Source organism: Oleiphilus sp. HI0043, from assembly GCF_001634935.1.
Window position 1 is genome coordinate 1 of record NZ_LWEY01001533.1, and the last position, 19,671, is coordinate 19,671.

The 19,671-nt window shown below is 46.3% G+C and carries 22 protein-coding genes; 13 read left to right on the top strand and 9 right to left on the bottom strand.

Features of this window, described 5'->3' with window-relative positions; translation table 11 throughout:
- From A3729_RS22390 to def, 3 genes are all read right to left on the bottom strand, one after another.
- A partial coding sequence (locus A3729_RS22390; RefSeq protein WP_304439744.1) for a transcription antitermination factor NusB occupies positions 1-477 on the bottom strand: 477 nt, incomplete at its 3' end.
- Entirely contained in the window at positions 458-1,417 is a 960-nt protein-coding gene (fmt, locus tag A3729_RS22395) for a methionyl-tRNA formyltransferase (RefSeq protein ID WP_068512830.1), read from the bottom strand. The genes fmt and A3729_RS22390, both read right to left, overlap by 20 nt.
- 60 nt (positions 1,418-1,477) lie before the next feature.
- Positions 1,478-1,990, bottom strand: a complete 513-nt coding sequence (gene def, locus A3729_RS22400) for a peptide deformylase (RefSeq protein ID WP_068508982.1) — start codon at positions 1,988-1,990, stop codon at positions 1,478-1,480.
- 198 nt (positions 1,991-2,188) lie between these two features.
- Between def and A3729_RS22405 the strand changes: the two genes are divergently transcribed.
- The 10 genes from A3729_RS22405 to A3729_RS22450 all read left to right on the top strand — a co-directional run bounded on the left by A3729_RS22405 (position 2,189) and on the right by A3729_RS22450 (position 11,917).
- Entirely contained in the window at positions 2,189-3,220 is a 1,032-nt protein-coding gene (locus tag A3729_RS22405) for a LysM peptidoglycan-binding domain-containing protein (RefSeq protein WP_231872321.1), read from the top strand.
- Positions 3,221-3,378: 158 nt separating this feature from the next.
- Positions 3,379-4,590: a DNA-processing protein DprA gene (gene dprA / locus A3729_RS22410; RefSeq protein WP_068512827.1), complete on the top strand. Its 1,212-nt coding sequence runs from the start codon at positions 3,379-3,381 to the stop codon at positions 4,588-4,590.
- Between the two features lie 64 nt (positions 4,591-4,654).
- Positions 4,655-5,227: an L-threonylcarbamoyladenylate synthase gene (locus A3729_RS22415; RefSeq protein ID WP_068512824.1), complete on the top strand. Its 573-nt coding sequence runs from the start codon at positions 4,655-4,657 to the stop codon at positions 5,225-5,227.
- A 47-nt stretch (positions 5,228-5,274) separates the two neighbouring features.
- Positions 5,275-6,171, top strand: coding sequence for an oxygen-dependent coproporphyrinogen oxidase (gene hemF / locus A3729_RS22420; protein ID WP_068512821.1), 897 nt, complete (start codon positions 5,275-5,277; stop codon positions 6,169-6,171).
- Between the two features lie 27 nt (positions 6,172-6,198).
- Positions 6,199-7,017: a shikimate dehydrogenase gene (gene aroE / locus A3729_RS22425; protein WP_068512817.1), complete on the top strand. Its 819-nt coding sequence runs from the start codon at positions 6,199-6,201 to the stop codon at positions 7,015-7,017.
- 135 nt (positions 7,018-7,152) lie between these two features.
- Positions 7,153-7,920 carry a MotA/TolQ/ExbB proton channel family protein gene (locus A3729_RS22430; protein WP_068553652.1) on the top strand — a complete coding sequence of 256 codons (768 nt, stop codon included), beginning with the start codon at positions 7,153-7,155 and terminating at the stop codon, positions 7,918-7,920.
- Between the two features lie 5 nt (positions 7,921-7,925).
- Positions 7,926-8,768, top strand: coding sequence for an OmpA family protein (locus A3729_RS22435; protein ID WP_068512812.1), 843 nt, complete (start codon positions 7,926-7,928; stop codon positions 8,766-8,768).
- A gap of 81 nt (positions 8,769-8,849) precedes the next feature.
- Positions 8,850-9,158 (top strand): PA4642 family protein, encoded by a 309-nt coding sequence (locus A3729_RS22440; RefSeq protein WP_068510133.1) that lies wholly within the window; start codon positions 8,850-8,852, stop codon positions 9,156-9,158.
- Positions 9,159-9,191: 33 nt separating this feature from the next.
- Positions 9,192-9,977: a tRNA cyclic N6-threonylcarbamoyladenosine(37) synthase TcdA gene (gene tcdA / locus A3729_RS22445; RefSeq protein WP_068512811.1), complete on the top strand. Its 786-nt coding sequence runs from the start codon at positions 9,192-9,194 to the stop codon at positions 9,975-9,977.
- 107 nt (positions 9,978-10,084) lie between these two features.
- Positions 10,085-11,917 (top strand): sodium:proton antiporter, encoded by a 1,833-nt coding sequence (locus tag A3729_RS22450; RefSeq protein ID WP_068512807.1) that lies wholly within the window; start codon positions 10,085-10,087, stop codon positions 11,915-11,917.
- Position 11,918: 1 nt separating this feature from the next.
- Here A3729_RS22450 and A3729_RS22455 read toward each other — a convergent pair whose 3' ends face one another.
- The 6 genes from A3729_RS22455 to A3729_RS22480 all read right to left on the bottom strand — a co-directional run bounded on the left by A3729_RS22455 (position 11,919) and on the right by A3729_RS22480 (position 15,547).
- Positions 11,919-12,332: a CBS domain-containing protein gene (locus A3729_RS22455; protein WP_082870359.1), complete on the bottom strand. Its 414-nt coding sequence runs from the start codon at positions 12,330-12,332 to the stop codon at positions 11,919-11,921.
- A gap of 94 nt (positions 12,333-12,426) precedes the next feature.
- Positions 12,427-12,879, bottom strand: coding sequence for a GNAT family N-acetyltransferase (locus A3729_RS22460; protein ID WP_068512804.1), 453 nt, complete (start codon positions 12,877-12,879; stop codon positions 12,427-12,429).
- A gap of 1 nt (position 12,880) precedes the next feature.
- On the bottom strand, positions 12,881-13,336 hold the full coding sequence (moaE, locus tag A3729_RS22465) for a molybdopterin synthase catalytic subunit MoaE (RefSeq protein WP_068512795.1): 456 nt from the start codon (positions 13,334-13,336) through the stop codon (positions 12,881-12,883).
- Position 13,337: 1 nt separating this feature from the next.
- Positions 13,338-13,586, bottom strand: a complete 249-nt coding sequence (locus A3729_RS22470; protein ID WP_068512793.1) for a MoaD/ThiS family protein — start codon at positions 13,584-13,586, stop codon at positions 13,338-13,340.
- 29 nt (positions 13,587-13,615) lie between these two features.
- Complete coding sequence (glp, locus tag A3729_RS22475; RefSeq protein WP_068512791.1) at positions 13,616-14,869, bottom strand: gephyrin-like molybdotransferase Glp; 1,254 nt, start codon at positions 14,867-14,869, stop codon at positions 13,616-13,618.
- Positions 14,870-14,980: 111 nt separating this feature from the next.
- The gene (locus A3729_RS22480) at positions 14,981-15,547 is read right to left on the bottom strand and encodes a type II secretion system protein (protein WP_068512784.1); all 567 of its coding nucleotides are present in this window, start codon (positions 15,545-15,547) and stop codon (positions 14,981-14,983) included.
- A gap of 212 nt (positions 15,548-15,759) precedes the next feature.
- Between A3729_RS22480 and rho the strand changes: the two genes are divergently transcribed.
- The 3 genes from rho to A3729_RS22495 all read left to right on the top strand — a co-directional run bounded on the left by rho (position 15,760) and on the right by A3729_RS22495 (position 19,665).
- Complete coding sequence (gene rho / locus A3729_RS22485; RefSeq protein WP_068512781.1) at positions 15,760-17,022, top strand: transcription termination factor Rho; 1,263 nt, start codon at positions 15,760-15,762, stop codon at positions 17,020-17,022.
- 130 nt (positions 17,023-17,152) lie between these two features.
- Entirely contained in the window at positions 17,153-18,637 is a 1,485-nt protein-coding gene (gene ubiD / locus A3729_RS22490) for a 4-hydroxy-3-polyprenylbenzoate decarboxylase (RefSeq protein ID WP_068512779.1), read from the top strand.
- Positions 18,634-19,665 carry a 2Fe-2S iron-sulfur cluster-binding protein gene (locus A3729_RS22495; RefSeq protein ID WP_082865348.1) on the top strand — a complete coding sequence of 344 codons (1,032 nt, stop codon included), beginning with the start codon at positions 18,634-18,636 and terminating at the stop codon, positions 19,663-19,665. Before ubiD ends, A3729_RS22495 begins: the two co-directional genes overlap by 4 nt.
- Positions 19,666-19,671 lie beyond the last annotated feature (6 nt).

A 19,671-nucleotide genomic window follows, 5' to 3' on the forward strand; every position in this document is an offset into this window, starting at 1 on the left:
GGCGGATATTTTTCGAAGCACTGCATTGATCAAAGGCTTAAAGTGCTCTATTCCCAGCTCGGCAGCGGCTTGCACAGTTTCATTAATTGCAGCGTGGGCGGGTGTGCGCATGAATAGGAGTTGGTAAGCCCCTACTTTTAGAATGCTTTCAACCAGTTTATCTTCGTGCTGGAGCGGTGTTTCCAAAAACTGATTATGGTTATTTGCCAAATACTCGTACCAGCGACAGGCTCCATAGACAATTTCCTGAAGAAGGGCGCCGTCTTTATCTGCCACCTGTTCAGCAGCGATGGGCATGAGTGCAGTCAGTGACTTTTGTTCATAAGCGACACTGTGTAAAAGATGGCTGGCAAGCGCTCTGACGCTGCTTAAGCTTTCTATTGCAGGTAGCTTAGGAAGTCGGATATTTTGCTTGGAGCGTCTAGCTCGTGATTGGCGACGACTGCGTCCGCCAGACCTAGTTGTCATGATTGACATTCAGCTGCTCTCCCGCATTTAATAGCGCTTTACCGCCGTTCACGAAAGATTGAACGTCCATGGCTTTTGCCCCCGGAAGTTGGAGTTGCTGAATGCTGATAGCGCCTTGGCCACACTGGATAATGATGCCGTTTTTGGTTTTTTCCAGAATAGTACCGGCTACTCGGTCATCGTTTGTTTCGACTTCTGATGCTTCAAAGATACGGACACGCTGAACTTTCCCTTTTGCATCAAGAAACTCCAGAAACGATACCGGCCAAGGGTTGAACGCTCGGATATTGCGACAGATCTGTTGGGCGCTATCTTGCCAGTTAATGCAAGCTTCTTGTTTACTCAGTTTATGTGCGTAATTCGCCAGTTCGTTATCTTGAGGTTCAGCCGCTAATGTTTCACGCTGTTCGAGATATTGCAAAATCGCGCTGGCTCCTTGTTCAGCGAGCCGGTCATGAAGGCTACCGCCAGTATCCTGGTCAGTGATATCGGTTTTGAGTTTGAGTAGCATGTCGCCGGTATCTAAGCCTACGTCCATTTGCATGATGGTAATGCCCGTTTCACGGTCACCCTCCTGAATTGCACGCTGAATCGGCGCAGCGCCACGCCAGCGTGGAAGTAAAGACGCGTGGATATTGATACAGCCGAAAGTGGGCATGTCCAACACTGCTTTAGGTAGGAGCAGGCCATAAGCCGCTACAATCATTAGGTCTGCCTTGAGCGCTGCTAGTTCCGTCTGGGCCTCGGGGTTTGTCAGCTTTTCAGGTTGGAATACTGGAATGCCATGCGCTTCAGCTACCTGTTTTACCTCGCTTTTTACGAGCTTCTTGCCACGCCCTGCCGGACGGTCTGGCTGAGTGTAGACGGCGATGACCTCATGGTTTTGGTCAATAATGGCTTGGAGGCTTTTGGCTGCAAACTCCGGTGTACCGGCAAAGATAATCTTCAAACTGAAATCACTTTTTTAAATTGGGTAAATAAAAATCGCACAGATATGATAAAAGGCGTTTTAAGCGCGTTCCTGACTGCGATGAATCTTCTCTAGTTTCTTTTTGATACGATTACGTTTTAAACCGCTTAAATAGTCAACAAAGAGTTTACCGTTTAAGTGATCCATTTCGTGTTGGATGCAAACGGCTAGTAGCCCCTCTGCTTCTAGGCTAAACTCTTTGCCTTGTCGGTCTAGCGCTTCGATCAGCACATGTTCGATTCGGCTAATATCTTCATAAAAGCCAGGAACGGACAGGCAGCCTTCTTGCATTTTTTCTAGCTCACCCTCTAAAACAGTGACTTTAGGGTTAATAAATACCAGTGGTTCGCTCTTATCTTCTGACAGGTCCATCACTATTAATTGGAGGTGGCGATCTATCTGTGTTGCTGCCAGACCAATGCCGGGAGCATCATACATGGTCTCAAACATGTCATCGATAAGGGTTTGCAGATTGTCATCAAACTCTTCGACCGGTTTGGCCAGAGTACGAAGGCGAGGGTCTGGATATTCTAAAATTTCTAAAATCGACATGTGGATCCTGTTATGGCTGGTTTATTAGCGCTGTACTAGTATTAAATTGTGGTGCGTGTCACGATATCACTGCTACTATTATCTTATAGAAAAGGAAATTAGTACAAATTGTTAAATCTTGATCTATAGTTTTCTAGATACCGTGCCTTTTTTTCGCACACTTATATCTTAGACATAAATTTATTATGTAGGCAGCACATGATCCGAAAGTTACTCATCTCCGTAATATTGACAAGCCTGGCGCTGGTTCAATCCGTCTTGGCATCCCCTGAATTGGCTGACAACCACCCGGATCGTTACGTTGTCGTAAAGGGTGATACCTTGTGGGATATCTCAGAGCGCTTTTTGAAGTCGCCTTGGCTATGGCCAGAAATCTGGCATGCGAACCCTCAGGTCTCGAATCCTCACCTTATCTATCCTGGTGATATTATTGGTCTGATATATATTAATGGCCAACCGCGACTTACTACCTTGAAGGCAGGCCCTCAAAATGGCGTGGTTAAGCTCAGTCCTCAAATTAAGGCAACGCCAATTTCTGCTGCGATTCCGACGATTCCACTTGATGCAATAGCCAGTTTCTTGTCTCAGAACCGAATTGTTGAAAAAGAAGAGATGGAAATGGCGCCTTACGTGCTTATCGGTCGTGAGAATCACCTGATCACCGGGACTGGTGATACGGTCTTCGCTCGAGGTGACGTTAAGGGTGCTGAGAAAGTAGCCGTATATCGTTCTAGCGAGACTTATATTGACCCCGAAACGAATGAATTATTGGGGCTTGAAGCGAAAGCGATTGCCACTGCAGATGTTGATCAAGTAAACAAAGAAGTTGTGACGCTGAATATTCTTCGTAGCAGTGAAGAATTGCGCCAAGGTGACCGCTTGTTGCCGACTGAAGATAGAATGATTAACTCTAATTTTGTGCCAAGTAAGCCAGAGCATGATATTCGAGGCAAGATGATTTCTGTGGCTTCAGGTGTTGGTAATATTGGTCAGTATAATGTTGTTGTTATCAACCGCGGCGAGCGTGATGGTATTAAGGAAGGTAATGTACTCGCAGTATACAAGAGAGGCGGCTTGGTTCGTGATCCTTACACCAAAGAAAAGATTGAGTTACCTTCACAGCGTGCAGGTTTGTTAATGGTGTTTAGAGTCTTTGAGAAATTGAGCTACGGCTTGGTTTTGAAAGCAACACGCCCACTTGCTGTGATGGACGAGGTTCGTACGCCTTGATTTGAACCTGAGCCTTGAATTAGCGAGGCTGTAAAGATTAAAGTAAACTGAAGGCAGCTTAAGGATTAAGCTGCCTTTTTTGTTGGGCGATTGCTTGGCAAAGTATACCTAGGCCCGGAATAGGGCATTCTGCTAATAAATCGATTAAGGATGATCGTATGGCTATTTCTTCAAGTTGCGAATACATCGCACAACTTTCTGCAGTCAAAGGCTTGGGCCTGAAGACTTTTTATCACCTTTATTCTCACTTTGGGAGCGTTGACGCGCTTACGAAAGCTGACTACGAGGCTTTATGCTCAAGCGGTCTTAAACCAGTGATGGCACGAGCCCTGGTCAACATTAATGAAGCTGCATTATCCCAGGCGCTTCCACGTTCGACCGAGACGTTGATGGAGTGGTCGGAACCTGCGCGACAGCATATATTAAGTATTGAGGATGCAGGCTATCCGTCTTTATTAAAGGAAGTATTTTGTCCGCCGCCTATGATCTATCTGAAAGGCTGTCTGGAGTCTTTATTGTTGCCTGCCTTAGCCGTTGTGGGTAGCAGAAAACCAAGTATGGCCGGGAAACAGCATGCCTATTCTTTTGCCTATGAGTTGAGCCTTCAGGGCCAGAATGTCGTTAGTGGTTTGGCTTTGGGGGTTGATACTTTGGCCCATCGAGGAGCCTTGGAAGCAAGTGGCATTACCTGTGCGGTTTTGGGGACGGGCTTAGATCTTGTTTACCCAAGGCAAAATCAAAAACTAGCAGAGCAAATTATGGATCGAGGAGTGCTGGTGTCGGAAATGGCTTTAGGGTCTCTGCCTGTGCCTGCAAATTTTCCGCGACGAAATCGTTTGATTTCGGGGCTTTCTCAGGGTTCATTGATTGTTGAAGCTGGCCTGAAAAGCGGATCATTAATCACTGCGAATTATGCGATAGAACAGAATCGGGAGGTATATGTCATTCCAGGGCCTATTGATAGTGAAGTGGCTGCCGGATGCAACGATCTGATTAAACAGGGAGCGCAGCTGGTGACATGTGTCGAGGATATTCTAGCTTTTCCTTGTCGGGACTCTTGTATGACGGTAGCGTCTTCCGCCAATAACTCAAAGCGTGAGAGTCCGATTGGGCGCAGTACAAGCGCTATAGTGGGCAAGGCTGAGGGTCATGCAGCTGAAACTCAGTTGTCACATGAACTTTTGCCCGATGAAGGAAAGCTATTACCTCTGATTGATTTTCAGTGTACCTCCTTTGACGTTCTAGCTAGCGAGAGCCAACTGGAAGCTGGCGTGCTATTGCAAAACCTGGTGAGCTTGGAGCTAAAAGGTTTAATTTCTAATGTGCCAGGTGGCTATCAGCGTGTGAAATCAGTAAACTCAGCCCAATAATTATGGTCACTTGTCTAAAGTGCTTTTTGAAGTGTAAATAGCGTCGATAGGAAGAGAGGTTTGGGTGTCGCTAAGTCGTTTATCTGAATGGCAGGTTCAGTTTGCTGCTAATATTCTCAAGGGTGGTGGAGTGATTGCACATCCGACCGAGGCGGTTTGGGGCTTGGCTTGTCATCCAGACAACAAGCAAGCCGTTTATAAGATCCTGGACTTGAAAACCAGACCCGTTGAAAAAGGCTTGATCTTGGTTTCAGGAGAGGCTTGTTATTTTGACGTTTTACTTAAGGATTTGCCCGAGGCACTTCAGCGTAAGTTTCTAGCGCCGGTTACGAGGCCGACTACTTGGTTGGTGCCAGATGAAGCCAACAGAGTGCCTTCATATATCAAGGGGCGGTTTTCAAGCGTTGCCTTGCGTCTTAGTACGCACCCTTTAATTGTTGAGCTTAGTCGACGAGTCGGAGCACCTCTGGTGTCTACTTCGGCTAATCCTTCTGGCAAGCATCCGGCAATGAACCTACGTGAAGCACGAGACTACTTTAGGGGGAGAGTTGATTATCTTCTGCCTGGCCGCCTTGGCGGCTTCGATAAACCTTCAGAAATTAGAGACCTGGTAAGCGGAGAGTCGCTACGGGTCTAGCGTTGGATAAACTCAGCGCATACAGAATAAATATTAGGAGTGAGTGCATGTTAGAACAGGTCAAAGCTTATTTGCTCGGTTTGCAAGATAGTATTTGTGAAGGGCTGGAGCAAAGTGATGGTCAGGCGCGCTTTGTAGAGGATGCCTGGGAGCGCCCTCAAGGTGGCGGTGGTCGAACTCGAGTGATTAAAGATGGGGCTGTTTTCGAGAAAGGGGGTGTTAACTTCTCTCATGTTTACGGGGACTCATTGCCGCCTTCGGCAACTAGTGCCAGACCTGAGTTGGCAGGTCGTCGCTTTCAGGCGATGGGTGTGTCTTTGGTTATGCACCCTCATAACCCCTATGTACCGACCTCTCATGCCAATGTTCGCTTCTTTATTGCGGAAAAGGACGGTGCTGAACCCATTTGGTGGTTCGGTGGTGGTTATGATTTAACGCCTTACTATGGTTTTGTAGAAGATTGCCAGCAATGGCATCAAGTTGCAGCGGAAGCTTGTGCGCCTTTTGGTGAAGAGGTTTACCCTAAGTATAAAAAGTGGTGCGATGAGTACTTTTACCTGAAACATCGGGACGAAGCGCGCGGAGTTGGCGGCTTATTCTTTGATGACTTGAATGAATGGGGCTTCGAAAAGAGCTTCGAATTTATGCAGGCCGTGGGCAATTCCTATGTGAAGGCGTATCGCCCGATCATCGAACGGCGCAAAGATAGCGAGTATGGCGAAAGGGAGCGACAGTTCCAATTGCATCGTCGTGGCCGTTATGTTGAGTTTAATCTAGTATTTGATCGCGGTACGCTATTTGGCCTCCAGTCTGGAGGGCGCACTGAGTCGATACTTATGTCGATGCCTCCGCTGGTCAGTTGGGATTACAACTATCAGACTAAAGCAGGTTCAAGAGAAGCTGAACTGACCGAGCGCTTTTTGCCGCATCAGGACTGGATCTGATAGTCTTCAGGGAGTAAGGAAAAATACATGTCAGATAAATATGCCGTTGTTGGGAACCCCGTTTCTCATAGTAAGTCTCCATTGATTCATAGCATGTTTGCTACGCAGACGAAGCAGGCACTTACTTACGATAAAATTGAAGCGCCAGTCGATGATTTTACATCAGTGGTCAAAGGCTTTTTTGCTCAGACAGAAGGAAAAGGCCTTAACGTTACCGTGCCTTTCAAAGAGCAAGCTTGGGACATGTGTGACAAGCGTAGCCTTGGTGCTGAAAAGGCTGGTGCTGTAAATACTTTGTACCTTGATGAGCAAGGCTTGCTTTGCGGTGACAATACAGATGGTTTGGGTTTAGTGTCCGACATTCAGGGGCATGGAATTAGCCTAAGTGGAAAAAAAATACTGATTTTAGGGGCAGGTGGTGCTGTAAGAGGCGTATTGCAGCCTATACTTGAAGAAAAGCCAAGCAAGGTTGTGGTGGCCAATAGAACCGTTAGTAAAGCGGATGCTTTGGTAGACTTGTTTCAAGATCAGGGGAGTATTGAAAGTTCGAGCTTTGAAGCCTTGAACGAAGCTTTTGACTTGGTGATTAATGGTACCTCGGCCAGTTTATCGGGTTCCTTGCCACCAATTTCGAAATCGATTATCGGTGCTGCGACGGTTGCCTACGACATGATGTACGGCTCAGAGCAGACTGTCTTTAATCGGTGGGCTGAAGAGGCAGGGGCATCCCAGACAATTGATGGTCTCGGGATGTTGGTCGGGCAGGCGGCAGAAGCTTTTCGTGTTTGGCGAGGCATTTTGCCCGAAACCTCTGAGGTCATGGCTAGGATTAGGGAAGAAAGCTGAGCGCTTGCTATAAAGTAAGGCTTGCAAGTGGCCGATAGGTAATAAGAATAAAACGGCCTGAATATTGCTTATTCAGCGTGACTACAATGAATTGTCAACAATGCGGCCAAATCTTGGCACATAGGTTTTGATTTTATGGATTTAGCGACCCTCATAGGTCTGATTTTTGGCTTTGTCATCGTCATTGGCGCGATTTTAATTGAATCCAGCATTATGGATTTCGTTAACGTGCCGGGGCTCGTTATTGTTGTCGTGGGTACGATAGCCATAACCCTGGTTAAATATCGCCTGACGTCAGTGGCCACTTCTTTCAAACTTGCCTTTTCAACTGTTTTTCTTGAACGTACTGAAAACCCGGTTATGTTGATTGAGAAGGTTCGGGAACTTTCGGGTATTGTTCGAAAAGAAGGGATTCTTGGCTTAGAAAATGCTGAAATTGAAGATGAGTTTTTGGCAAAGGGGATAGCCTTGTGTATAGATGGCCACCCTTCCGAGTTTATCGAAGAGCTATTGATTCAAGAGCTAGAACAGTCTATTGAGCGATATGATACTGCCGAAAAGGTCTTTCGTGGTGTGGCAGAAACAGCGCCAGGGCTAGGTATGTTGGGCACCTTGGTCGGCCTGGTTCAGATGTTGAATAATATGGCGGACCCCAGTTCAGTTGGCCCAGCGATGGCGGTGGCATTGTTGACCACCTTCTACGGTGCCTTTATCGCGCAAGTGGTGGCGATTCCCTTGGCTGATAAATTAAACCTAAAAGCAATGGATGAGCATCGTAATATGTCATTGGTTATTACCAGTGTTCAAAATATTCTGAAAGGTCAGAACCCTCGCGTTATTACCGAAGTCCTGGTTAGCTATTTACCGCCTGCCCAGCGTGAAATTGTTAAGGCAGAAGGGTAAGTACGATGAGGGCGATTCCTAGGCCAAAACCTAAGGCAAGTGGTTCGTCCGGCTGGATTGTCACCTTTGCGGACTTAATGTCTTTGCTGCTGACTTTTTTTATTCTGCTACTCAGCTTTTCCAAGATGGATCTTCAGAAATATGAAGTGATGGCGATAGCTATGGCTTCATCATTTGGCATCGAGGCTTTGACCGGTGAAAATAAGGCGGGAGGCGCAATTATTTTTGCTGAAGCGCCCGCTATTCCCCCACCACCCGCGACGACAGACGAGCAGTCTGAATTGGAGAAAGAGTTCGAAGACTTTGGCGACTCCGATATAGAGATGTTGGAAGAGCCTGAAGAGAAAGAGAGCGAGGCGGCACAAATAGACCCGAGTATCGATAAGCTCACAGAGAGTTTGGTTGATAGTCTGGAATCTGAAATCCTTTCTAATGCTTTATCTGTAAGTTATGACTCCAACAAAGTGGTTGTGCGTTTCTCTGAGGCGACTACTTTTCCATCAGGGAGTGAAGAGCTAAAAGATGCAATGTTCCCGATTCTTGAAAAAATAGAAGAAGTACTTGCTACTTGCGAGGGTGAAATAACGGTCTCGGGTTATACCGATAATTTGCCGGTTAACTCGGCGCGCTATCGTTCAAATTGGGATTTGTCTGCAGCACGGGCTGTGAGTGTCGTCCATCAACTTATTTTTAATAATAAAGTAGATGCTAACCGCGTTAGTGCAGCGGGCAGAGCAGAAACAAATCCTTTGGCACCTAATGACACCGCAGAGAACCGGGCCAAGAATCGACGGGTCGAAATAAGCGTGTTTGACCCGGTTTGTGAGGAGTCTGACTGGGACTTCTAAAATGTATCTTTCTTGGAAGGCACTAGCTCGCTATAATGGCGGCCTTTTAGTCTGTAACAAATATTTAGAAGGTGTCGTAGCGTGAGTGGACCAAGTCAACCGAAAGTCGAAGATGAGCAGTGGAGTGATGAGCGAATTCAGGGGTTTTTATCTTTAAAGCCTTTGGATGGTAGCGATCCGGATTATCACGTACTAATTCAAGCCTACCAACATATGACTCCTGATTTCTTTCAGCGTTTTATTGCAATGTTTGCTGAATCTGGCAGGAATATTAATGCTTTATCTCTAAGCGGTGAGACAATATTTGATCGCGTGTCGGAGCATGCTAAGTCTCAAGCATACAGTGATGTATTGAAATCAAATGCTGCGCTGAAGTCTAGCGAGCTATAAGCTTCTGATTCCTGATATAAGGCTGATGGCTCTATGAATGACGATATTGCCTTTCGCTTTGGCGGTATTGCTCGCCTGTATGGTTTGCCAACGCTAGAGCGTTTTCAGCATAGTCATATTGCCGTGATTGGTATTGGCGGTGTCGGTTCCTGGGCCGCCGAAGCCTTAGCTCGATCGGGTATTGGTGAAGTTACCCTATTTGATCTGGATGATATTTGCGTTTCGAATATCAACAGGCAAATCCATGCATTGCAAGACACGGTTGGGGCGATGAAGGTGGAGGCTATGGCTGCTCGAATGCAGCAGATTAATCCGCAGATCAAAGTACATGCAAACCACACCTTTATTACGCCTGCAAATGTAGAAACTTTGCTGCACAAAGGCTTTGACTATGTCTTTGATGCGACCGATAGTGTCAAAGCAAAGACTGCCATTATTGCTCATTGTTCGCGACATAAGATTAAGTTGATCTGCTCGGGAGGCGCCGGTGGCCAAGTTGATCCGAGTCAGATTCAAATTGCTGACTTAAATCGTACTATCCAGGACCCATTGCTTGCCAAGATACGCAATAATCTTCGTCGCATGCATGGCTTTTCCCGAAACCCCAAACGCAAATATCGGATTGACTGTGTATATTCGACTGAGCAATTAGTTTACGCACACAGTGATGGCGCAGTATGTCACGAAAAGCCAGCCGAAGGCGGTCCGGTAAAACTGGATTGTGCCTCGGGCTTTGGTGCGGCAACTCACATAACGGCAACATTCGCCTTTATGGCGGTATCTCAAATTCTAAAGAAACTCGCAATCCTGGCAGAATGATCTTTAATTGTAAGACGTCCCTTAAAAGGGTGTTGTAACGAGTTAAAGTGCTTCCCCATAGATGTATGTTGCGGGTGGGCCGATTTCAAAGAAAAGAATCCGTTTCTATGGTTGAGCTGCAGCTTATTTTACTGGCGAGTATTGGTGTTATTTCCCTTATTTGTCAATGGATTGCCTGGCGTTTACGTTTGCCGGCAATTTTATTTCTCTTACTTGCAGGAATTCTTATCGGGCCTGGTTTAGGTATTCTGGAGCCGGATGCCTTGTTTGGTGAAATGCTATTCCCGATTGTATCGCTGGCCGTTGCCGTGATTCTGTTTGAGGGTAGCCTTACTCTTAAATTTCAGGAGCTACGTGAACACGGCAAGATGGTTCGCAACCTTCTAATGTCTGGTGTAGTTGTTACTTGGTCTATCGGAACCATTGCCAGCCGTTATCTAGTTGACCTGTCTTGGCCGGTCGCAACCTTATTTGGTGCAATTGTGGTGGTTAGTGGGCCTACGGTGATCATGCCGTTATTACGATCGGTTCGACCCAATGCCCGAATTACCAATATTCTTAAGTGGGAAGGAATCGTAGTCGATCCGATAGGAGCGCTACTGGCTGTTTTGGTATTTGAATTTATTGTATCCAGCGGTATGAGCAAAAGCCTGGCCTTTGAGCATGTCTTGCAGACTTTTGGTTCGACCTTGGTGTTGGGGGTGGTCTTAGGCTGCTCTTCAGGTTATTACTTGGGGAGAGCATTAAGAAGTCATTGGTTACCCCAGTTCTTGCAAAATGCCGGAACACTGACGTTTATGTTGGGTATCTTCGCATTTTCTAACTTTTTGGTTCACGAGTCGGGTCTTTTGACAGTGACCATTATGGGGATCTGGCTGGCGAACATGAAAGGTGTGCCGGTTGAAGATATTCTCGAATTCAAAGAGTCGCTCAGTGTTCTTCTGATCTCGGCACTATTTATATTGCTTGCGGCAAGAATGGATCTGAGTATGGCTACTGCTTTGGGCTGGAATGCTCTGTGGGTAATTCTCATACTAATGCTGGTGGCCAGGCCTCTTTCGGTTTGGTTAGCCGCGGTCAAAACAGACTTGAGCTGGCAGGAGAAAACCTTTTTAGGCTGGGTTGCGCCAAGAGGCATTGTCGCTGCGGCGGTGTCAGCGTTATTTGCTTTTAAACTGGAGCAAGCAGGGCATGCCGATGCGGGTGCCTTAGTTCCGATGGTGTTTTTGGTTATCGTTGTTACTGTCATTATCCAAAGTATTACCTCAAGCCCTTTGGCGGGCTTGTTAAAGGTTAAAGAGCCGGATGATAATGGCTTTCTATTTATTGGTGCGAACGCCGTGGCGAGAAATTTGGCAAAGGCTATGATCGGCAAAGGTGTCACCGTTATTCTGACAGATACCAGTTGGGAAAATGTCAGGGCAGCGCGAATGGACAATCTGCCAGTCTATTATGGTAACCCCGTTTCAGAGCATGCTGAAAATAACCTGGATTTAACCGGGGTTGGTCATATGTTGGCTATCTCGCCCTATAAACAGTTGAATACTTTATCGACCTATCATTATCTGGACTTAATGGGTGTTGGGAGTGTTCTTGGTTTGCCTGAAGGTGATCAGGATGTGCGCGCTAGTCATCAATCGTCTGAAAAATATGTGCGAACACGAAATCAGTTTGACGAGGGAGCGACCTTTGCAAAGTTAGCGAGCTTGGTAAGTAAAGGCGCGACAATTAGAACGACGCAGCTCTCTGAAGAGTTTACCTATGAGGACTATTTACAGCTCCATGGTAATCGGCTGACGCTATTGTTTGCGATTCGTCCAGATAAGCAGGTTGTGCCTTTAGGCAGAACAGATGCAAAGCCTTCAGTTGGATGGGAAATGATTAGTTTAATACAGCCTGAGCCAAACCCTGAAGGGCTGGCTCAGTCTAGTAGTTCATGATCTAGTTGTCACCGTGGTGAGGATGGTCAATACGGTTGATCAGTGCGCGAGCAAAGTCTTGACGAGTAATAATGCCAACAAGCTTGCCGCCGTCCATAACCGGTAGTCGTCGTCGGCCAGAAGTGAAGAACTCTGCGCAGACAATGATATCATCTTCTTGTTCAACCATGTCTAGCTCGGTCGTCATGTGATCGGCGACTCGATCACCTACTGATTGGTAGTAGCCGTCATTTAGAGCTTCTTTCAAACAATCCAATTCTGAAAGAATACCAACCAGCTTCCCTTCATTATCTATTACCGGTGCGCCCGAACGGCCTTTTTTTACCAGAGTTCTTAAAGCCGTAATAACGCTGTCTTCAGGTTTGAAGGATAAAACATTTGGGCTCATATAATCTTTTATTTTTACGGAATGCACGTCACTTGCTCCTTATTCTGTACAGACTGGGTCATGGCATGAAGCCGATTTAGACACCGTTGTAAGATACACTATGGAGGATATCTGGGGAAAATCAAGCAAGCGGGTGCTTCATTAGGGTGAGTTTTCGTCCTTGTCGAAGATAGCGACGAAGAGATTCAGCGATATAAGGAGGAGCCTGTTCTATATTCTGAAGCTGAAAGCCAATTTGAGCATAAAAGTCTTTAAGCCACTCAAAAGGAAAGCACCAGCACTCGCGATTTGTCAGGTGTGGTTTTAGTTCGGTAAGTAGCCTGCTTCCTATGCCTTGCCGCTGCTCGGATGGAACCACGACCATGCTGCGTAGAATCAGATATTGATCGCTCTTGACCAGGCGAACAGCCGCAACGATTTTATTGTTTGAGTTGTTATTTCTAAGGATGTAAACCTCGTCTTCTTTACCGACGTGGGAATGGTAGTTCGCTTGTTTATAGAATTGCTTGGCGAGAGGAAAGCGAGGCGGGTCGAGTCGTTCCAGGGCGAAATTATTGTGGCTTAAGTCAGACATTTTACCAGCGTTTTTTTCTATCTAGGTCGCTCTCTTTTGCTTCAACCCATTCAGCACCGTCTTTGGTGATTTCCTTTTTCCAGAAAGGCGCGTCGGACTTTAAGTAGTCCATAATAAACTCACAGGCCGCAAAAGCATCTGCTCTATGTGCAGAGCTTACGCCAACGAAGACAATTTGTTCGCTCAAGTGCAAAGGGCCAACGCGGTGAATGACTCTCGCTTCAAGTATCTGCCAACGTTCAGCTGCTTGTTGAATGATTTTCTGTAAGCACTGCTCTGTCATGCCAGGGTAGTGCTCCAGGAACATGCCATTTACATTAGGGCGATCTCCGAATTCCCGAACCAAGCCTGAAAACGTGCAGATCGCGCCAGTTGCTAGGGCGTGGTTGTTCCGTAGAGTCTGGTACTCATTTTCTATTGAGAAATCTTCTTGCTGAACGCTGACAGATATTTTCATACTAACCGCCTGTTACCGGGGGATAAAATGCTACTTCATCTCCTACTTTAACAGCAGTACTTGCATCGGCGATATCCTGATTGACTGAAATAATGATCCGTTCGTTAGCAAGCGCGCTTAACCAGGGTTCGCCCCGTGACTGAAGCTTGGATTTGATATCGCCAGTCGTCTGGATGCCGTCGATCTCGGTCCATTGTTCGCTATCGCAGTCGAGCTGCTCTCGCAAGCTGGCAAAAAAAAGGATATTCATAAGGTCGTCTCGTAACTTAATAATGCTTGCTATACCGGCAAAGAAAAAATGCTAGGGAAAGGTATAAACTCGACAGAATCCCCTGCTTTTGGTTGAGTGTGTTCTTTAATCACAGCGAAACCCTCCGCCCAGCTTGCAGAGCTTAGCATACCAGAGCTTTGGTTCGGGTGACGAATCAGACGATTGCCTTGGCTTCGCTGAACTCTCAGAAATTCTCTTCTGGGGCCGGACTTTTTAATATCGAAGTCTAGGGCAAGAGAGTAACTTTGAGGTTTAGTGTCGCTAATACCTTGCTTATGGAGTAAGAAAGGGCGAGCCAATACCGAAAAGGTAACAAATACTGCGCCTGGATTTCCGGGCAAACCGAGTACTGGTGTTTCGCCAATTTGTCCATACATAAAAGGCTTACCGGGCTTGATGGCTGCGCGCCAGAAATCAATGCTCCCCAATGACTTGATTGCACTTTGTACATAGTCTTCTTCGCCAACGGATGCGCCGCCAGTGCTAATGATGATGTCGGCTTTATCACTCGCCGAGTTTAAAGCTTTAACCGTTGCTTCGAGTTGATCTGGGATGAGGCCAAGATCAACTATATCTGCGTTCAGGCTTTTGAGCATGCCGGTAAGTAGGTAGCGGTTGGAGTTAAATATTTGTGAAGAAGAGGGCTTATCGCCCGGTTCTACCAATTCGTCTCCAGTTGAAAAAATAGCGACTTTTAGTCTTCGAAACACTTTGACCTTAGCAATACCAATCGAAGCAATTAAGCCAACGCGGGCAGGGGAAAGGACTAGGCCCTTTTGTAAAATAACCTGGCCTTGTTGAACATCTTGACCTCGAGGGCGAATATTTTGCTTAGCGTTAGGCTGGGAGGAAAAGGTTACCTCCTTGTTGTGCTCATTGATTGTCGCCTGTTCTTGCATAATGACGCAGTTCGCTCCTGCTGGTATCGAGGCGCCGGTAAATATTCTCGCAGCAGTGCCACGTTCAAGTGTCTCGGGTTGGTGCCCGGCAGGAATGCGTTGTGAGATACAGAAGGCTTTACCCTCAGAGAAGTCATCAAGGTTTAGTGCGTAGCCGTCAACGGCACTGTTATCTGTGGGCGGTACATTAAGTGTAGAGACTAAGTCTTCAGCGAGCACTCTTTCGTGTGCATCAATAAGTGCAACTGATTCTGTCTCCGATATCGGGTTTGCCAATTTTTTTAAGCGCTCAATGATATCATCTAAAGGATTAAGGGTGTGTTTGACGGCTGAATCGCAGCAGCTTTGATTTGTGTTCGACATAAATAGCTCTGTCAGTATCGACGATGAAAAACGGGTTATTAGTTTAGCGTGTGCAGTGTATCGCTAAAACAGAAATAAATCGTTGATGATCATCAAGCGCTTAAGGAAGAGTTAGCAAGCGGGTAGATCTGCGTGAGTGCCGCAGCTTACGACACTACCGTCGCGCGAGTCGTACTTGATAACCAAGGAGCTGTTATTGCGATTGCCAGTGTCGCCGTTAAGGCGATAAGCGTAGCTGCAGACTCTGTTGCCGGTGTGGCGGTAAGCTCGATAGGCTTCATTGTTGTTGCCAACAACAACTGAGGGCGGGTTTTCCAATACGCCCTGCCAGACACCAATGCAGCCGTTGTTGCCTTGCCCTATATTCTCATTACCTGTGCCTTTATCAACACCAATTGGGTAGCCGATATTGTTGGTGTCAATCGTGCCATTGCCAAAGTTTGTCAGGTTTTGGGTGCGAGTGGTATGGCCTGCTGCCTGGAAGACTGCTTTGACAGTTTTAACGCCTGCCTGCAAATTTCCAGCAATGCTCCTAACCTGCGCTAGTTCAGCTTCATCAGATAGGTCACTAAATCTAGGTAACGCGATGCTTGCAAGCGCTCCAATTAATACGATAACAATGACCAGTTCGATCAGAGTAAAACCTTGGGATTTGAAGGGTTGAAGAGTCGGCTTCATAAATATATGTTTCTTAAGTAGTTTATTTAATTATAGGTACGAAAACGCGATAATTGTAAAAAAAATAGTATATTTCTGGATATAGCGTATAATCTGCGCTATCTTTATTGACAATATCCCCGATTTGGGGTGGCACTCCGCCAAAAAAATTAAATTCATCACAACTTTCCTTTAACGGCCTCGCGCTGTATCTATTTGAACTTTTACATAATATGAATCTTACCGAACTTAAGAAAAAAAGCGTTCCAGAATTACTCGAAATTGCTGCCGAAATGGGCTTGGATAATCTTGCTCGATCTCGAAAACAAACAGTTATCTTTTCTATATTGAAGCGCCATGCAAAAAGTGGCGAAGACATATATGGAGATGGTGTTTTAGAGATTCTTCAGGATGGCTTTGGATTTTTGCGATCAGCAGAAGGCTCATATCTGGCTGGACCAGATGATATCTACGTTTCACCTAGCCAAATTAGACGTTTCAATTTGCGTACCGGGGATACGATTTCCGGGAAAATCCGTCCGCCGAAAGACGGCGAGAGATATTTCGCGCTTTTGAAAGTTAGTCAGATCAACTTTGATAAACCTGAGAACTCGAAAAATAAGATTTTATTTGAAAACCTGACCCCTTTGTTTCCAAATGATCGTCTTATTCTGGAAGCCGGTAACGGTAGTACAGAAGATTTGTCAGCGCGTATTCTTGATTTGGTTGCTCCAATTGGTAAAGGACAGCGTGGCTTGGTTGTTTCTCCGCCGAAAGCGGGTAAGACCTTGATGATGCAGAATATTGCTCAGTCTGTCGCGCGCAACAACCCTGAGTGTCACCTCATGGTATTGTTGATTGACGAGCGTCCAGAAGAAGTAACGGAAATGCAGCGTTCGGTTCGTGGTGAGGTTGTAGCCAGTACCTTCGATGAGCCACCAGCTCGTCACGTTCAGGTAGCCGAGATGGTTATCGAGAAAGCAAAACGTTTGGTTGAGCATAAGAAAGATGTCGTCATTATCCTTGACTCTATTACGCGTTTGGCTCGTGCCTATAATACGATTATTCCATCGTCGGGTAAGGTCTTAACGGGTGGTGTTGATGCACACGCACTTGAACGTCCGAAGCGCTTCTTTGGTGCTGCTCGAAATGTTGAAGAAGGTGGAAGCCTGACAATTATTGCAACAGCTCTTGTTGATACCGGCTCTAAAATGGACGAGGTTATTTACGAAGAGTTCAAGGGTACCGGTAATATGGAAGTACACCTTGATCGTCGTTGTGCCGAGAAGCGAGTATATCCTGCGATTAATATTCGCCGTTCAGGAACGCGTCGAGAAGACTTGTTGATGAGTGAAGATGAGCTTCAGCGTGTTTGGATACTGCGTAAACTATTGCATAGTATGGATGACGACTTAGCAGCATTAGAATTTATTCTCGATAAGCTGAAAGACTCTAAAACAAATGATGAGTTCTTCTTGTCGATGAAGAAGCGATAGGCTGTTGTTGATGGCTCAAAAGCTTTGTTAAATAAAACTTTTGAGCTGAATTAAACATCGTCAGGCTAGAATATAAACCGGTATTTATACCGGTTTTTTTATGAATTGAATTGAGATTGTTGTGTCAGTTATGAAATATGATGACCTCCGAAGTTTTATCAAACAACTTGAAGCGCAAGGTGAGTTGAAGCGTATTGCTCAGGAAGTCGATCCTTATCTGGAAATGACCGAGATATGTGATCGTACTTTACGTGCAGGAGGGCCTGCTTTACTGTTTGAAAACCCAAAGGGTTACAATATGCCAGTGTTGGCAAATCTTTTTGGTACAACGCGGCGCGTTGCCTTAGGAATGGGGCAAGAAGACGTCAGTGCACTACGTGAAGTGGGCAAACTTTTGGCATTTCTTAAAGAACCTGAACCACCTAAAGGTTTTAAGGATGCCTGGCAAAAGCTACCGATATTTAAAAAGGTGATGGCGATGGGGCCCAAAGAGGTCCGCTCGGCTGCCTGTCAGGAAGTGCTTATCGAAAAAGATCAGGTGGATCTGTATAAGCTTCCTATCCAGACTTGCTGGCCAGGCGATGCAGGACCTTTGGTGACCTGGTCTTTGGTGATTACAAAAGGGCCTGAAAAGTCTCGCCAGAATCTGGGGATTTATCGCCAGCAGTTGATTGCAAAGAATAAGCTGATCATGCGCTGGCTATCTCACCGTGGTGGCGCACTAGACTTCAGAGAGTGGCAGCAAAAACACCCAGGTAAACCTTTCCCGGTTGCGGTGGCTTTAGGTGCTGATCCAGCAACAATACTCGGTGCAGTAACGCCCGTGCCCGATACCTTATCTGAATATGCCTTTGCTGGCTTGTTACGTGATAGTAAAACTGAAGTGACTAAAGCGGGCTTGAGTGACCTATCAGTGCCAGCGAGTGCAGAGATAGTATTGGAGGGCTTCATTTACCCTGATGAAGTCGCACCCGAAGGACCCTTCGGTGATCATACTGGTTATTACAATGAAGTGGATACCTTTCCGGTATTTACTGTCGAGCGTATTACTCATCGAAAAAATGCGATTTACCACAGTACTTATACTGGTCGGCCGCCTGATGAGCCTGCGATTCTCGGTTTAGCTTTGAATGAAGTCTTTGTACCGATTCTAAGAAAGCAGTTTCCTGAAATTGTCGATTTTTATTTGCCGCCGGAAGGATGCTCATATCGCCTGGCCGTTGTAACGATGAAGAAGCAATACCCAGGGCATGCTAAACGCGTGATGATGGGCGTGTGGTCCTTCCTTCGCCAGTTTATGTATACCAAGTTCGTAATTGTCTTGGATGATGACGTTAACGCACGAGAGTGGGAAGATGTGATTTGGGCAATTACGACACGTATGGATCCGGCAAGAGATATCACCTTGGTTGAAAACACACCGATAGACTATTTGGACTTCGCTTCGCCAGTATCGGGCTTAGGCTCCAAGATGGGTCTTGATGCAACCAATAAATGGCCGGGTGAAACAAACCGGGAATGGGGTGAACCAATTACCATGACTGACGAGATAAAGTCTCGAGTTGATGAAAGGTGGGACGACTTGGGCATCTTTGGTGGTGATCAGTCCAAGTGAACGTGCTCGAAATAGAGTCACGGGTTGAAGGCCAGCTTCGCACATACGAATTGGCTTTTGATGCGGGAGAGTCAGTATATGAAATTGCTGACAGATATGCCTTGAAGTTGCCCGTCAGTTGCCGCAACGGGGTTTGTGAGATATGCCGGGCCAAGCTCGTTTCTGGCGAAGTTGAATTCGGCCCCCGAAGGGAGCTGGTTCAGGGGCCACTACAGAAAGACTTGTTGCTGTGCCAGACTTGGCCAGTGAACTCAAGCAAAATTACAATAGATAATATCTATGGGCCAGGAGAATTGCCTGTGAAGAAAACGGTTTGCCGAGTAATCGCTGTCGAAGTGATTAGAGGGCATGTTTATAAAGTTGAGTTGCAGTTACCTGCGGGCAAGCTGCCGGAGTTTTATGCCGGGCAGTATTTGGCACTTGAGATGCCGGGTAAGGATGCTGGTAGTTATTTTTCTATCGCTTCAGCGCCTGGCTTGCGAGAAATCACCCTCCACATTCAGGCTGATCCGCACTTGAACTCAGCGGTTGAAATTGTGGACTACTGTAAGGACGCGTTGGAGAGTGGAGCCAGTGTCACGATCTCTTTACCGTTTGGAAAGGCTTGTTTGCCAAAAGTGCCTGATAAGCCGCTAATCTTGATGGCTGCTGGTACCGGCTTTGCTCAAATGAAGTCTATTATTGACTATCTCCTGGCGCAGAATTATTCGCTTCCGCTTGCCTTATATTGGGGAGTTAGAAAAGAAGAAGATATGTACTTGGCAGAGTTGGCTGAGGAGTGGGCATCGAAATATGATCACTTTGAATTCCACCCGCTTATCGCAGACATTGAAAACATAGATGCAAACGCTCATCACAATCAATTGAGTGATGCGGTATTAGCAGACTTTTCAAATTTAGCGGATAGTAAGGTTTTTGTTAGTGGCTCGCCAAAGCTTGTTCATTCTGCAATGGACGCCTTGCTGGAAGCCGGATTAGAAGAACAAGACTTCTTCTCCGATGTTCTGGAATATGCGCCACGTTCTTAAATATTA